We start from the raw sequence: 14,016 nt of genomic DNA on the forward strand, positions 1-14,016 counted from the left end.
TTTCCCGCCTCTCGGGACGGGTCTTTAAAGGACGTTCGGACCGCTTGACATGGTATCGGAAGTGACACGCCGTCTTGACGCTGGCCTCGCACCCGGAATATTGTTACTCTGTGTAACCGAGGGGGGTTTCACCAGGCCGACCCGTTCCGGCGGGCCGGACACAACGAAACTAGTCGGAGGGAAGAACCAGCGTGCCTAGCGAATACGCGAAGACACTGGGTGGCAAGTTGCGCGCCATCCGCCAGCAGCAAGGGCTGTCGCTGCACGGCGTGGAAGAGAAGTCCAAGGGTCGCTGGAAGGCGGTCGTCGTCGGCTCGTACGAGCGCGGCGATCGAGCCGTCACGGTCCAGAAGCTCGCGGAGCTCGCCGATTTCTACGGCGTGCCGATCCGTGAGCTGCTGCCCGGTTCCGCCAGCGCGGCCGCCGCGGCTGCCGCTCCGCCCCGGTTGATCCTCGACCTGGAGGCCCTGCAACACCTCGACGCGAGCGAGGCCGGTCCGCTGACGCGGTACGCGGCCACGATCCAGGCTCAGCGAGGTGACTACAACGGCAAGGTGCTGTCGATCCGGCAGGACGACATGCGGACCCTGGCCGTGATCTACGACGAGTCGCCGACGACTCTGACCGAGCGCTTCATCTCCTGGGGCGTGCTGAACCCGGAGGCCAAGGGCGACGTCGAGGAGTCCGAGGCAGCCGGCGCCTGATCAGAAGGCAGCAGAGACGGTCGGGGCTCGTAGCAGCTGGCCCGCGGCCGCCCGCCTTCTCCCTCGGGCACCAACCGCAGTACCGGAAGGACCTCGCAGTACCGGTAACACTCGCAGGACTCGCGGCGGGCACCACCTCACCCGCTGCACCGAAGGCCGGGGCCGTTCCCCCCGCGCCACACCACGGGGACGCAGAGCCGGCCCGGGACCGTACCGAGACGGTCACCGGGCCCCGACTTCAGGACTCCGAGAGGGCTCGCCCCCCTCGCTCCTCAGCGCTTCAGACGCCGAGGGTGGGCTTGAGCTGCAGCAGTCTGGCCAGCAGCCCGTTCACGAACGCCGGCGACTCGTCGGTGGACAGGTCCCGCGCTAGCGCGACCGCCTCGCTGACCGCCACCACGTCCGGCACCTGGTCGTCGAAGAGCAGCTCGTAGCTCCCGAGCCGCAGGATGTTGCGGTCGACGGCCGGCATCCGGTCGAGCGACCAGCCGACCGAGTGGGTCGCCAGCAGGTCGTCGATCACCTCGATGTGTTTCGCGACACCCTCGACCAGCGCCACGGTGAACTCGTTCACCGGCGGGTCGTTGTCGGCCACCCGGTCGGCCAGGGTGCCGCCGACCGGCAGTCCCCTGACCTCGGACTCGTACAGCACGTCGAGGGCGCGCTTGCGGGCCTTACTGCGGGCAGACATGTTCTGTTGTCAGCTCTCTCAAGCCTCAGGAGGTGACGCGGCCGAGGTAGTCACCCGTGCGGGTGTCGACCTTGACCTTCTCGCCCGTGGTCAGGAACAGCGGGACCTGGATGGTGTAGCCGGTCTCCAGCTTGGCCGGCTTGGTGCCGCCGGTGGACCGGTCGCCCTGCAGGCCGGGCTCGGTGTACTCCACCACGAGCTCGACCGAGGCCGGGAGCTCGACGTACAGCGGGAGGTCGTCGTGCACCGCGACGATGGCGTCCTGGTTCTCCAGCAGGAAGTGCGCGGCGTCGCCGACGGTCTCGGGCTGGATCTGCAGCTGGTCGTAGGTCGACTTGTCCATGAAGACGTACGACGTGCCGTCGTTGTAGAGGTAGGTCATGTCGCGCTTGTCGACGGTCGCGACCTCGACCTTGACGTCCGCGTTGAAGGTCTTGTCGACCACCTTGCCGGACAGCACGTTCTTCAGCTTCGTCCGGACGACGGCGCCGCCCTTGCCGGGCTTGTGGTGCTGGAACCAGACGACGGACCACAGCTGCCCGTCCAGGTCGAGCACCATGCCGTTCTTGAGGTCGTTCGTCGTTGCCACGCGGATATGCCCTTCGAATTCGATCAGCGGTAACACCGGATTGTAGCGGTCACCTGCCCGTTCCTCCGATTCCGCGCCCGCGGGCGGACCCGGCCGGGGCTTACGCTGGCAGTCCCTGAGGACGACTGCGACGGAGGCGGCCGGTGTTGGAGTTCGCGATCTTCATCATCGTCATGATCGTGGTCAGCGTGGTCGGCAAGGCCAAGCAGCAGGCCGCGAAGTCCGACGGCCGGCCGAACCCGCGGGTGCAGAAGCTGATCGAGCGGATCCAGGCCCAGCAGGGCGGCAACCTGCCGGTGCAGTTCCAGGGACAGTTCACCCAGCCCACCGGCGGTCCGGTCCCGCCCGCGCAGTTCCAGCCGCTCCCCCAGCACCAGCACCAACCCCAGCCACATCCTCACCACCAGGCGCAGCCTCAGCATCACCTGCAGTACCAGCCGCCTCCGCAGTACCAGGCGCCGGCGCAGTGGTTGCCGTCGTACGGGCCGCCGCCGGGGCACCGCCCACCGCAGCAGCACCTGCCGACGCCCCGGAAGGACACCGACGCCCGGGTCCGCGAGTTGATGGACGCCGGCAACGAGGTGGCCGCGATCCGGCTGCTGTGCGACGAGCAGGACATGGGCATCCTCGAGGCCCAGGAGCACGCCCGCGCCCTGCTCGCGCCGGCGGGCGGGACCCCTGCTCCGGCCCGGCCGACGACACCGCGCGCACCGGCTCCGGAAGAGCAGAAGGAGCCCGAGGAACGGTACGTCGGCTCGGCCGCGTTCGCGGAGTCGATCTTCGACCTGGACCGCGAGGAGGACACCTGGGCCAGCGGCTGGGTGGACACCCCGGAGCCCGAGGACCGCTCGGACATCGACGAGCTCTGGCAGACGGTCCGGAACCCGCCACGCCCCGGCGCTACTCCGCCCAGCTGACCACCAGGCACCCGTGCCGCCGCGCGATCCTGAACCCGGCCGGTACGTCGCCACCCGCGGGCCACAGCTGGAACGACGGCCCCGGCCCGTGCCGGTGATGCGCGTCCCACCACCGCAACTGGTCGATCAGCCGCGCCATCAACTCGCCGGCGTCCGGCCCGTGCCCCTGGACGCCGAGCTCCACGAACGACGCCGGCCTGCGCCGCGCCGGACACGACGTCACATACGCCACGCTGTCCGCGGTCACCGCCGCCGCGGCACCCCACCGCGGCGTCGGCGCGACGGCCTGCACGGACCGGTCCGCGCCGAGGATGCAGAAGCCGGGCAGGGTCGCCGCCAGCCAGAGGTTGAGGTCGGCCAGCGGCTCCTCCCGGTTCATCACCATCCCGGACCACGCCTGTAGGTGCGGTTGCTGGAGCAGCCCGTCGTACGGATGGGCCTCGATCTCCTGGTCCTCGTCGAAGCTGACGAACACGTGGTCCCCCGCGATCGGCACCAGTCGCTCGTAGTTCGCCCCGGCGCCCTGCATGCAGACGAAGCCGCAGATCGTCGCCGACCGGCTCTCCAGGTGGTCGCCGACCCGGTCGAACCCGATCGACCGCGTCTGTCCCCGCAGCCGCAGCGGTACGACGATCCGCCCGCCGGGCCGGAGCTGGTCGATCCAGGCCGGTGGCACGTCCCACGCCGTCACGGTCACCACGATCCGGTCGTACGGCGCGTCCTCCGGTACGCCGAACTCCCCGTCCGCCCGGACGACCCGGACGTCACCGTACCCGGCCGTGGTCAGCAACTCCCGGGCCCGGTCGGTGACCTCGGGATCGATGTCGACCGTGGTCACGGCGCCGGCCGGGCCGGTCAGCTCGCGCAGGAGGGCTGCGTTGTAGCCGCCGGAGCCGATCTCGAGGACGCGATCGCCGGGCCGGACGCCGGCCTGGCCGAGCATCAGCGCGACGATGCTCGGCTGGGACACCGAGCTGATCGCGACCCCGGCCTCGTTCCGCTTCATCAGCACGACGTCGTCGGCGTACGCCCGGTCGAGGGGCGCGTGCGGGACGAACAGGTGCCGCGGCACGGTCCCGAACGCGGCGGCCACCCGCTCGTCCCGGATCGAGCCCTCGGCCACCAGCCGCCGGGTGAGCGCCGCACGCAACGCCTCCGCCCGGCGCACGTCGTCCGCACTCATCTCGGTCCCCTCGTTCTGGGACTCAGGACACTAGATCAAGCCCTCGCGTAGAGCGTAGGCGACGGCGTGTGAGCGGTTGCGCAGCTGGAGACGGCTGGTGACGTCGTGCAGGACGTTCTTGACCGTGCGCTCCGAGTAGGACAGCTCGCGGGCGATCTCCTGGGTGTCCTTGCCGTCAGCAACCAGGCGCAGGACCTGGGTCTCGCGGTCGGACAGGCCGGTGTGGGACAGCCCGCGCGGCTGCAGCACGTGCCGCTGCATCCGGGAGACCTGGCCTAGCAGGCGGCCGAGGAGGTCCGGCGGCAGGGTGCCGTCACCCGCGGCCGCGGTCCGGACGAGGTGCACGATGCGGTCTGCGGTCGCCTCGGTCCGCCTGAGTACGCCGGACACCCCGAGCTCGACCGCGGTCATCAGCGCCTCGTCGTCGAACCTGCCGCCGATCAGCACGGTCCGCCGACACCCGCGCTGCGACGCCGACCGGAGTACCTCGACGGCCGCGGCGTCCAGCGAGTCGACCGCGATCAAGGCGACCGTCGGCGGGGCGGTGCGCTGGTCGGTCGTCCGGGCGTGCAGCGCGGCCAGGTCGGCGTCGGAGAGCAGAGCGACCTCCGGCCGGGGACGGAGCGAGTGCACGAGCCCGAACTGCGACAGCGGATCGAAAGCCTTCACCCAGACCGGAATGCGTTGTGTCGTCAGTTGTGTCGTCATCGTGCCACTCCCCCAGAGCATCTGTGCCAGACCTGAACGTGCTCACTGGCTAGATGCCCGAAAGGGCAGTTTGGTTGCCTCGCGCTTGGTCTCGGTTCGGCAGCGTCAGTCCGGGAGGGCGGTGAGGGCGCGCAGGGCGAGGCGGTAGGAGTCGACGCCGAAGCCGGCGATGGTCCCGGTGGCCACCCCGGCCACGACGCTGGTGTGCCGGAACTCCTCGCGGGTGGCCGGGTTGGTCAGGTGGATCTCGATCAGCGGCGCGGTCCGCTGGGCGCAGGCGTCGCGCAGCGAGTACGAGTAGTGCGTGAAGGCGGCCGGGTTCAGTACGACGGGGAGCCTGCCGTCGGCCGCCTCGTGCAGCCAGCCGACCAGCTCGGCCTCGTCGTCGGTCTGCCGGACCTCGACGTCGAGACCGAGCTCGGCACCGGTCTTCTCGCACTCCGCGACCAGGTCGGCGAACGTCGTCGTACCGTACTTTTCCGGCTCCCGGGAGCCCAGACGGCCGAGATTCGGCCCGTTCAGCACCAGCACGCGTCGCCCAGTCACATCAGTCACAGCCCAACCCTAGGGCCTCACGTCCAGGGAGCGCCCGGGCCGCCCATCCGCTGGGCGTACTCCGAGCCGCGCGCCAGCTCACCCCGGCGGACCGACTTGTCGGTGAAGGCCGAGGCGTAAATCGCGGCTGCGAGCTCCAGCGTGTCGCGAGCTTCGGCGAGCGGGACCGGCCCGGGTTCGCCGGCCGCGAGCGCGTCGAGTACGGCGGCCAGCTGGGCGGAATGCCCGCTCGGGACCTCGGGCAGGCCGTTCGCCCACGCCGAGGCCACGGTCTCCTGGGACGGCCTTGGGGTGACCGTCCAGTCCTCGTTCTTGTAGCCGTAGAGGTGCTCGAGCTCGATGGTCGCGTTCTCATAGTCGAACCGCAGCTGCGAGGTCTGCCGCGGCGAGACCAGCGAGTTGACGACCGATGCCACCGCGCCGTTCTCGAAGGTCACTAGCGCCATCGAGACGTCCTCGGTCTTGGTCGGCCGGGCCTGCCGGGCCGCGACCGCGGTCACCTTCTCCCACGGGCCCAGGATCGACAGCAGCAGGTCGAACTGGTGGATCCCGTGCCCCATCGTCGGTCCGCCGCCCTCGACCTCGAACGTGCCGCGCCACGGCATCGCGAAGTACTCGTCGTCCCGGTACCACGTGGTGTTGCACAGGGCAACCAACGGCCGACCGAGGACGCCGTTCGCGGCCAGCTCGCGCAGCCGCACGGCACCGGAGCCGAAGCGGTGCTGGAACACACAGACGACTTGCGCCGAGGAGGCACGCTCCGCGTCGAGCAGCGAGTCCAGCTCGTCCAGGGACAGGGTCGGTGGCTTCTCGACCAGCACGTTGACGTTCGCGGCCAGGCACTCGGCGGCCAGCGGTACGTGCGTGTTGGGCGGCGTACACAGGTGGACGAGGTCGAGGTCACCGGCCGCGAGCAGGTCGGTCAGACTCGGGTAGACGGCGGGGATGTCCCACTTGGCCGCGAACGCGTCCGCCCGGTCGACGTCGACGTCCACCGCCCCGACGAGGTCGGCGCGGTCCGCGCACGCCTGGACGGCCTTGGCGTGGGCGTTGGCGATCCCGCCGGTTCCGACGATCGCGATCCGGTACTTGCTGTCAGACATGCAGGCCCTTTCGATGGAAAGCCCTTTCCCAGCCACCCTCCGGGACGAGGCCTGCACAGCGCAAGAGGCAGTCCGCTCTCTGACCACATCCGGCCACCCGACGCGACCTCCGTGCGCCGGCGAGCTGTGGTCAGGTGATTTCGGTGTAGGCGGCGATCAGGAGGCTCGGGTCCGGGGCCTCGAAGATGGCCGGCTTGGCCAGTCCGTCCAGGACGACGAAGCGGAGGCGGTCGGCGCGGGTCTTCTTGTCGAGCTTCATCGCGTCCTGCAGGTGCGGCCACGCGTCCGCCCGGTACGTCACCGGCAGCCCGAGGCTCTCCAGTACGGCGCGGTGCCGGTCGGCGGTCGCGTCATCGAGCCGGCCGGCCGCGCGGGCGAGCTCGGCGACGAAGACCATGCCGATGCTGATCGCCGCGCCGTGCCGCCACTTGTACCGCTCGACCCGCTCGATCGCGTGGCCGAGCGTGTGCCCGTAGTTCAGCGCCTCCCGGCCGATCTGGCCGCCGATCGCGGTGGTCCGCTCCCGCAGGTCCGCGCCGACGGTGTCCGCCTTGACCTGGATCGCGCGGGCGATCAGCTCGGCGGTGGCGTCGTACGCCGGACTCGTGGCGCCGGCCGGGTCCTTCTCGACCAGGTCGAGGATCACCGGGTCGGCGATGAAGCCGCACTTCACCACCTCGGCCAGACCGCTGACGTAGTCGTTGCGCGGCAGCGTCTCCAGCGCGGCCAGGTCGCACAGCACGCCGGCCGGCTCCCAGAACGCGCCGACCAGGTTCTTCCCCTCGGCGGTGTTGATCCCGGTCTTCCCGCCGACGGCCGCGTCGACCATGCCGAGCAGCGTGGTCGGGATGTGCACGACCTTCACGCCCCGCAGCCAGGTCGCGGCGACGAACCCGGCCAGGTCGGTCGTCGTCCCGCCGCCGACGCCGACGATCGCGTCCGACCGGGTGAACCCGGCCTGCCCGAGCACCGACCAGCAGTAGGCCAGCACCTCCGCGGTCTTCGCGTCCTCGGCGTCCGGGATCTCGATCGCGTGCGCGGTGTAGCCGCTCGCGGTGAGGTCGTCGCGGATCGCGTCCCCGCTCGTCCGCAGCGCCCGCGGGTGGATCACGGCGACCCGCTGCACCCCGTCGCCCAGCAGCCCCGGCAGCTCCCCGAGCAGGTTGTTGCCGATGACAACGTCGTACGGCGCCGCTGCCGAGACCCTGATCCGCTTCACTTGAGGTGCTCCAGGATCTCGTCGGCGATGTCGGACGGGGTCCGGTCGTCGGTCTGAACGGTCAGCTTGGCCACCTCGGCGTACAGCGGACGGCGGGCTTCCATCAGGTTGCGCAGCTGGGTGCGGACGTTGCCGAGCAGCAGGGGGCGGGCGACGCCGAGGCCGACGCGTTTGGCCGCCTCGCCGAGGGAGACGTCCAGGAAGACCACGTTGTGGCCGGCCAGGTCGGCCCGCGTGTCCGGGTCGAGGATCGCGCCGCCGCCGAGCGAGAGGACTTCGTCCCCGGCCAGCGCGGCCACGATCGCGGCCCGCTCGAGCGCGCGGAAGTGCGGCTCGCCGTGGTCGACGAAGATGTCCGAGATCGGCTTGCCGGCGCCGGCCTCGATGTCGGTGTCGGTGTCGCGGTGGGGCACGCCGAGCCGCTCGGCGAGCAGCGCCGCGATGGTCGACTTCCCCGATCCCGGCGGACCGACGAGCACCACGACCGGGCTCACAGCTCCGCCCACTCCCGCGGCGTGATGGTCGACGGCAGGCTCGCCAGGTACGACTGGTGGTTGCGCGCCGTCTCGGCGACCGAGTCGCCGCCGAACTTCTCCAGCGCGACCTCGGCCAGCACCAGCGCGACCATCGCCTCGGCCACGATCCCCGCGGCCGGTACGGCGCAGACGTCGGACCGCTGGTGATGCGCGGACGCGGCCTCGCCGGTGGTGGTGTCGATCGTCCGCAGCGCCCGCGGGACGGTCGCGATCGGCTTCATCGCGGCCCGCACCCGCAGCGTCTCGCCGGTGCTCATCCCGCCCTCGGTGCCGCCCGAGCGGCCGCCGGTCCGCCGGACCACGCCGTCCTCGGCGACGATCTCGTCGTGCGCCTTCGACCCCGGCGTCCGGGCCAGCTCGAACCCGTCCCCGAGCTCGACCCCCTTGATCGCCTGGATCCCCATCAGCGCGCCGGCCAGTTTCGAGTCCAGCCGCCGGTCCCAGTGCACGTAGCTGCCGAGCCCCGGCGGGAGACCGTCGACGACCACCTCGACCACGCCGCCGAGGGTGTCGCCGGCCTTCTGCGCGGTGTCGATCTCGGCCACCATCGCCTTGCTCGCGTCGGCGTCCAGGCAGCGCACCGGGTCCGCGTCCAGTCTCGCGACGTCGTCGTACGCCGGGATGACGCCGTACGGCGCCTTGACCGTGCCGAGCTCGACCACGTGGCTGACGATCGTCACGCCGTAGGCCTGCCGGAGGAACCGGGCCGCGACCTCGCCGAGGGCGACGCGGGCCGCGGTCTCACGGGCGCTGGCCCGCTCGAGCACTGGGCGAGCCTCGTCGAAGCCGTACTTCTGCATGCCGGCCAGGTCCGCGTGGCCGGGACGCGGACGGGTCAGCGGAGCGTTCCGGGCCAGGTCGGCCAGCGTCACCGGGTCGACCGGGTCCGGTGACATCACCTGCTCCCACTTCGGCCACTCGGTGTTGCCGACCTGGATGGCGACCGGGCTGCCGAGCGAGAGCCCGTGCCGGAACCCGCCGACGAACGTCACCTCGTCGCGCTCGAACTTCATCCGCGCGCCGCGGCCGTACCCGAGCCGACGACGGGCGAGGGCGTCGGCCACGTCATCCGTGGTGACCTGGACGCCTGCGGGAAGACCTTCGAGTACGGCGACGAGCGCTTGTCCGTGCGACTCGCCGGCGGTGAGCCAGCGCAGCATGCCCCGATTCTTCCACGCTGCCCCCACCGCCCCGACCCCGGTCTCATCCCTGGATAGGGTTCCGGACATGGATCGGGTCGCGGAGGAGGCGTGGCGGTCGCGGGTTCGCGGGTGCCTGTTGGGTGGGGCGATCGGGGACGCGCTGGGTGCTCCGGTCGAGTTCGACAGCGCGGGGTCGATCGTTGCCGCGCACCCCGAGGGCCTACGGACGTTCGTCTCCGGCTCGGCCGGCTGGCCGCCCGGCACGATCACCGACGACACCCAGATGACGTTGTTCACGGTGGAGGGACTGATCCGGGCGGGCGTGCGGACCGACCGCGGGATCGGGTTCACGGTGGCCGTCGTCCACCACGCGTACGACCGCTGGCTGGACACGCAGCTCCTGCCGGCGCCGAGTGGTGAGCGCAGCGGCTGGCTCCAGGGCCAGCAGTGGCTCTACGCGCGGCGCGCTCCCGGCAACACCTGCCTGAGCGCGCTGACCGAAGCCCGCGCGGCCTGGACGGACTTCCCGCAGTACGGCGCTCAGGCGAAGAACGACTCGAAGGGGTGCGGCGGCGTGATGCGGGTGGCGCCTTTCGGGTTGCTGCCGACGAGGTGGTCCGAGCGCGACTGGGTGTTCGACTCCGCCGCCCAGGCGGCCGGCTACACCCACGGCCACCCCACCGGCAAGCTCGCCGCCGGTGCGCTGGCCGTGATCGTCCGCGAGATCTGCGACGGAGCCGACCTCGACACCGCCCTCGACGGTGCGGGCGCCGTACTCGCGCAGCGGCCGGACCACGAGGAGACCAGTACGGCGCTCGCGGCCGCACGTCACCTCGCGGCGACCGCGCCCGAGCATGGTCCCGACACGGTGGAGAAGCTCGGTGGCGGGTGGGTCGCCGAGGAGGCGCTGGCCATCGCGGTCTACGCGGCGCTCGTCCACCGCGAGCCGGAGGCGTTCCTGGACGCACTGTCGTTGGCGGTCACGCACTCCGGTGACAGCGACTCCACCGGCGCCATCTGCGGCAACATCCTGGGCGCCCTCCACGGTGAGACGGCGCTGCCACCGGAGCTCGTCTTCACCGTCGAGGGCCGTGCGGTCATTCTCGAGTTGGCGGACGACTTCGCTCTGGAGTTCACCAGACCGGACCGCCTCCACGGCGACTACGGTCCCCACACGGCGTGGAGCCTGGCTCGCTATCCCGGCGCCTGACCTTCGATCGACAGCTTGTGCCGGAAGACGTTCCGCGGGTCCCACTTCGCCTTGACCTGCTGCAGACGCGGGTAGTTGCCGAGGTAGTACAGGTCGTGCCACGGCACGCCTGACTTGTTGTACGCCGGGTCGGCCAGATCCACGTCCGGGTAGTTGATGTACGAGCCCGCGTTGATCGCGTTCGGCACCGGCACCCCACCGGTGTCCTTGTAGATGTCGGCGTACAGCTTGCGCAGCCAGGCCAGGTGGGTCTCGTCCTGGGCCGGGTCGGTCCAGGCGACGGTCGTCACCATCTTGCACATGACGTCGCGCTGCGCGGTCGCGGTCGCGCCGGACGGGACGGTGTTGACCTTGCCGCCGTACGGGACGAACAGGATCGATGCCTCCGGCGCGGTGAGCGAGCCGTCGGTCAGGTAGCGGTGGATCGTCGTCAGCTGGGTGTCGGTGTACCCCTTGCGCAGGTAGCCGGCCTTGTACTTGTTCCGGCTCGCCGACGGGGACTCGGCGATCGAGCGCTCGATCGTCGTCCGCAGGAACGGCCCTTCGCCGACCTCGATCAGCTGCGGCTTCGGGTCGAGTCCCGCGGTCATCGCCGCGTTGAAGTCCTTCAGCAGCCGGGCCGCGTTCGGCGCGCCCGCGTCCAGCTGGGTCGACATCAGGAAGTTCCCGGCCGACGCCGGCGTGATGATCAGCGGGCTGTAGAGGCTGGCGTACGGCGAGTCGGCGGTGTTGTGCCGCTCGTAGAAGTCGAAGAAGTTGCGGACGGCCCGGACGAACTGGGCCTGGTCGAGCGTCTTCCAGTCGTAGACGATCAGGCTGGACAGCAACGCGGCCGGTGCCTTGGGCAACGACTTGGACGGGTCCCGGCCGCTCGCCCCGGCGGACCGCATCAGGTAGCGGGTGACCACGCCGAAGTTGCCGCCGCCACCACCGGTGTGCGCCCACCACAGGTCCTTGTACGCGTTGTCGCGGGTCGCCACCACGGCCTTGGCCCGGCCGCGGGCGTCCACGACCACGACCTCCACGCCGTACAGGTGGTCGACGACCGAGCCGTACTTCCGCGACAGCGGCCCGTACCCGCCACCGCTGAAGTGACCGCCGACGCCGACGCCGAGGCAACCGCCGCCGGGCACGGTCACGCCCCAGCCGTAGAACAGCTCGCGGTAGACGACCTCGAGCGTCGCCCCCGCCCCGATCGAGAAGGCGCGGTAACGGTGGTCGAAGGTGACCTCGTTGTACGTCGACAGGTCGAGCAGCACCTCGACGTCGCTGCTGTCCACGAAGTCCTCGAAGCAGTGGCCGCCGCCGCGGACCGCGATCCGCTTGCCGCTCCGGACGGCCTCCTGCACGGCGTCGACGGCGTCCTCGGTCGACCGGATCACGCGCGCGTAGTCCGGCGTACCGACGAACCGCTGGTTCTGGCCCCGCCGGACCAGGTCCTGGTAGCGCGCGTCGTCCGGCTGGATCCTCTCCCCGCTCCCGACCGCCCCGACCGTCCCGGCCGCGGCCGCCGTACCAGGCATGGCCAGCGCGGCCCCGGCAACCGCCGTCCCGGCCAACAACCCCCGACGACTGACAGACATCAGTTTCCTCCCGAACTCGGTTGCCTCGACCCTAGGCAAGCGGGCCCGCGGCCCACATCAACCATCCGGCTGAGTCGGCGTATCCCCTATCCGGTGTAGAGGCGTTCGAGCGGCGTGGCCAGGGCGACGCCGGCGAGGGCGCCGATGAGCATGTAGGGGCCGAACGGGACCATCTGTTTGCGGGTCATCACCCGGGTGGCGATCAGGATGATGCCGACGACCGCGCCGAGAAAGAAGCCGCCGTACAGGCCGGTGACGAACTCCGCCCAGCCGAGCCAGCCGAGCGCCGTCCCGAGCAGCCCGGACAACCGGACGTCGCCGAAGCCCACGCCGCGCGGGAACACGAACCACAGCACGTAGAACACCGCGAACCCGATCGCCCCGGCGAGCACCGCGCGGCGGAACGACCCCCACTCCCCCGACACCACGGCCGCGCCCAGCAGCGCGAGCCCGATCACCAGGTACGACGGCCAGATGATCGCGGACGGCAGGTACCGCGTCCGCGCGTCGATGTACCCGAGGATCGCGCCGACGACCGCCAGCAGCAGCCAGGCCGCCAGCACGGGTGTCGTGCCGAGCATCCACCCGAGCAGTCCGCCGGAGACAGCGGCGAGCAGGCCGCACCAGGCCGCCGCGCGCGGTCCGGCGAGGTCGGCGTACGGGACCTTGGTCTCACCCTCCTCGAGCGACGGCTCGGGGATCCGCCGCATCAGCCACGGGCCGAGCAGGTACGCCGCCGGACCGCAGAAAGCCACCCCGGCCCCTGCGGCGAGCAACGCGTTGTCAGCCGGCACGATCCAGGAGCCTAGACGATCCCGGGCAGGTTCACGCGCGCCCTGTGGACGACCGGCGGACCAGGATCCGCGCGATCACCGCCGCGCCTCCACCGATCAGCAGAAGACCACCACCCAGTACGCCGATCGTGCTCCAGAAGCCCTCGTTCCGGGTCACGTACTCGATCCGCTGGTACTCGTCGTCGGTCGCCGCCCGCTCGAAGGTGAAGTCGTCGGTGATCCGGGACGGCTCGTCGTAGGTCACCGTGTACGCCGTCAGGTAGTCGGCCGGTGCGGTCAGCGCGTCGTCCCGGACACGACCGGCGTACAGCAACTCCGGCTGCACGTCCGGGTCCGGGAGCTTGGTCGCGTCGACCCGGTGCTCGGCGGCGACGTACACGGTCACCGTCTGGTCGGTGGTCGCGCCCTTGCTCAGCCGCATCGGGTACACGATCCGGTCGGACGCGAACGTCAACCGCAACGGCGGCGTCGCCCCGCTCATGCGCTCGCCGTCCTCCGCCGGCGCGAGCTTCACCGCGACGATCTCCCACTTCTCCGTCAGGTACGGCGTGAGGTTCGCGGCCAGCGTGTCCGGTACGACGTACCCGTTCGTCCGCAGCCAGTCCGTCACGGCGGCACCGCTGCTCCCGTCGAGCCGTGCGACCGAGAACGGGCCGAGCCGCATCTGCTCGCGCACGGTCACGCCCGCGCCGGCCATCGGCGCGCCGGCCGAGTCGCGGCCGCCGCCCATGATCCCGAGGTCCCGGAACGGCCAGTAGGTCTTGCGGACGACGACCTTCGGCCGGGTCAGCCGCTCGAGCCGGCTGAACAGACCGTCCTCGCCGAGTTCCACCTTCGCCGCGGCGGGCACCGGCATGATCCAGGCCGCCTTCTTCGACGAGCCGTTGATCGCCATCGATAACGTGAGCTGCTCGGTGCCGTCGGCGTACCGGACGAGCGCGTTCTCGCCGTACGCCCGGGCACGGGACGCGGCGTCCGGCAGGTAGCCGCCGCACGCGCACGCCCACGCCGGTGTCACCCCGGCCGCGACGAACCCCAGCGCCAGCACCCCTGCGACGACCCGCCAGAACCTCATGGCGGGA

At 71.1% G+C, this 14,016-nt stretch carries 15 protein-coding genes; 3 read left to right on the forward strand and 12 right to left on the reverse strand.

Going from position 1 to position 14,016, the window contains the following annotated elements:
* The first annotated feature begins 191 nt into the window (after positions 1–191).
* Entirely contained in the window at positions 192–704 is a 513-nt protein-coding gene (gene bldD / locus ACQPYZ_RS22110) for a transcriptional regulator BldD (RefSeq protein ID WP_026163359.1), read from the forward strand.
* 280 nt (positions 705–984) lie between these two features.
* On the opposite strand, the gene nusB is transcribed toward bldD, so the two are convergent.
* Complete coding sequence (gene nusB / locus ACQPYZ_RS22115) at positions 985–1,395, reverse strand: transcription antitermination factor NusB (RefSeq protein WP_433159118.1); 411 nt, start codon at positions 1,393–1,395, stop codon at positions 985–987.
* A gap of 25 nt (positions 1,396–1,420) precedes the next feature.
* Positions 1,421–1,954 carry an elongation factor P gene (efp, locus tag ACQPYZ_RS22120; RefSeq protein ID WP_433169727.1) on the reverse strand — a complete coding sequence of 178 codons (534 nt, stop codon included), beginning with the start codon at positions 1,952–1,954 and terminating at the stop codon, positions 1,421–1,423.
* A 173-nt stretch (positions 1,955–2,127) separates the two neighbouring features.
* On the opposite strand from efp, the gene ACQPYZ_RS22125 reads away from it, so the two are divergent.
* Complete coding sequence (locus tag ACQPYZ_RS22125) at positions 2,128–2,901, forward strand: hypothetical protein (RefSeq protein WP_433159121.1); 774 nt, start codon at positions 2,128–2,130, stop codon at positions 2,899–2,901.
* On the opposite strand, the gene fxlM is transcribed toward ACQPYZ_RS22125, so the two are convergent.
* The 7 genes from fxlM to aroC form a co-directional block, all read right to left on the reverse strand.
* The gene (fxlM, locus tag ACQPYZ_RS22130; RefSeq protein ID WP_433159124.1) at positions 2,885–4,084 is read right to left on the reverse strand and encodes a methyltransferase, FxLD system; all 1,200 of its coding nucleotides are present in this window, start codon (positions 4,082–4,084) and stop codon (positions 2,885–2,887) included. The genes ACQPYZ_RS22125 and fxlM overlap by 17 nt on opposite strands.
* Positions 4,085–4,114: 30 nt before the next feature.
* Positions 4,115–4,792 (reverse strand): LuxR C-terminal-related transcriptional regulator, encoded by a 678-nt coding sequence (locus ACQPYZ_RS22135; protein WP_433159127.1) that lies wholly within the window; start codon positions 4,790–4,792, stop codon positions 4,115–4,117.
* 105 nt (positions 4,793–4,897) lie between these two features.
* Positions 4,898–5,338 carry a type II 3-dehydroquinate dehydratase gene (aroQ, locus tag ACQPYZ_RS22140; RefSeq protein ID WP_433169729.1) on the reverse strand — a complete coding sequence of 147 codons (441 nt, stop codon included), beginning with the start codon at positions 5,336–5,338 and terminating at the stop codon, positions 4,898–4,900.
* Between the two features lie 26 nt (positions 5,339–5,364).
* A complete protein-coding gene (locus ACQPYZ_RS22145) occupies positions 5,365–6,450 on the reverse strand; it encodes a Gfo/Idh/MocA family protein (RefSeq protein WP_433159130.1) in 1,086 nt (361 codons plus the stop codon).
* A gap of 130 nt (positions 6,451–6,580) precedes the next feature.
* Positions 6,581–7,669 carry a 3-dehydroquinate synthase gene (aroB, locus tag ACQPYZ_RS22150; protein ID WP_433159132.1) on the reverse strand — a complete coding sequence of 363 codons (1,089 nt, stop codon included), beginning with the start codon at positions 7,667–7,669 and terminating at the stop codon, positions 6,581–6,583.
* Positions 7,666–8,163 carry a shikimate kinase gene (locus tag ACQPYZ_RS22155; protein WP_433159134.1) on the reverse strand — a complete coding sequence of 166 codons (498 nt, stop codon included), beginning with the start codon at positions 8,161–8,163 and terminating at the stop codon, positions 7,666–7,668. The genes aroB and ACQPYZ_RS22155 overlap by 4 nt, the downstream gene beginning before the upstream one ends.
* Positions 8,160–9,365 carry a chorismate synthase gene (gene aroC, locus ACQPYZ_RS22160; RefSeq protein ID WP_433159137.1) on the reverse strand — a complete coding sequence of 402 codons (1,206 nt, stop codon included), beginning with the start codon at positions 9,363–9,365 and terminating at the stop codon, positions 8,160–8,162. The genes ACQPYZ_RS22155 and aroC overlap by 4 nt, the downstream gene beginning before the upstream one ends.
* A 67-nt stretch (positions 9,366–9,432) precedes the next feature.
* On the opposite strand from aroC, the gene ACQPYZ_RS22165 reads away from it, so the two are divergent.
* Positions 9,433–10,557 carry an ADP-ribosylglycohydrolase family protein gene (locus ACQPYZ_RS22165; protein ID WP_433159139.1) on the forward strand — a complete coding sequence of 375 codons (1,125 nt, stop codon included), beginning with the start codon at positions 9,433–9,435 and terminating at the stop codon, positions 10,555–10,557.
* Here the strand turns inward: ACQPYZ_RS22165 and ACQPYZ_RS22170 are convergent.
* The 3 genes from ACQPYZ_RS22170 to ACQPYZ_RS22180 form a co-directional block, all read right to left on the reverse strand.
* A complete protein-coding gene (locus tag ACQPYZ_RS22170; RefSeq protein WP_433159142.1) occupies positions 10,542–12,140 on the reverse strand; it encodes an FAD-binding protein in 1,599 nt (532 codons plus the stop codon). The two genes, ACQPYZ_RS22165 and ACQPYZ_RS22170, sit on opposite strands and share 16 nt — an antisense overlap.
* A gap of 86 nt (positions 12,141–12,226) precedes the next feature.
* Positions 12,227–12,934, reverse strand: coding sequence for a prepilin peptidase (locus tag ACQPYZ_RS22175; RefSeq protein ID WP_433159145.1), 708 nt, complete (start codon positions 12,932–12,934; stop codon positions 12,227–12,229).
* A 31-nt stretch (positions 12,935–12,965) separates the two neighbouring features.
* Positions 12,966–14,009, reverse strand: coding sequence for a DUF2330 domain-containing protein (locus ACQPYZ_RS22180; protein ID WP_433159147.1), 1,044 nt, complete (start codon positions 14,007–14,009; stop codon positions 12,966–12,968).
* Between the last annotated feature and the right edge of the window lie 7 nt (positions 14,010–14,016).

Origin of the sequence: Kribbella sp. CA-247076, assembly GCF_050942445.1 — a bacterium.
GTDB lineage: Bacteria > Actinomycetota > Actinomycetes > Propionibacteriales > Kribbellaceae > Kribbella.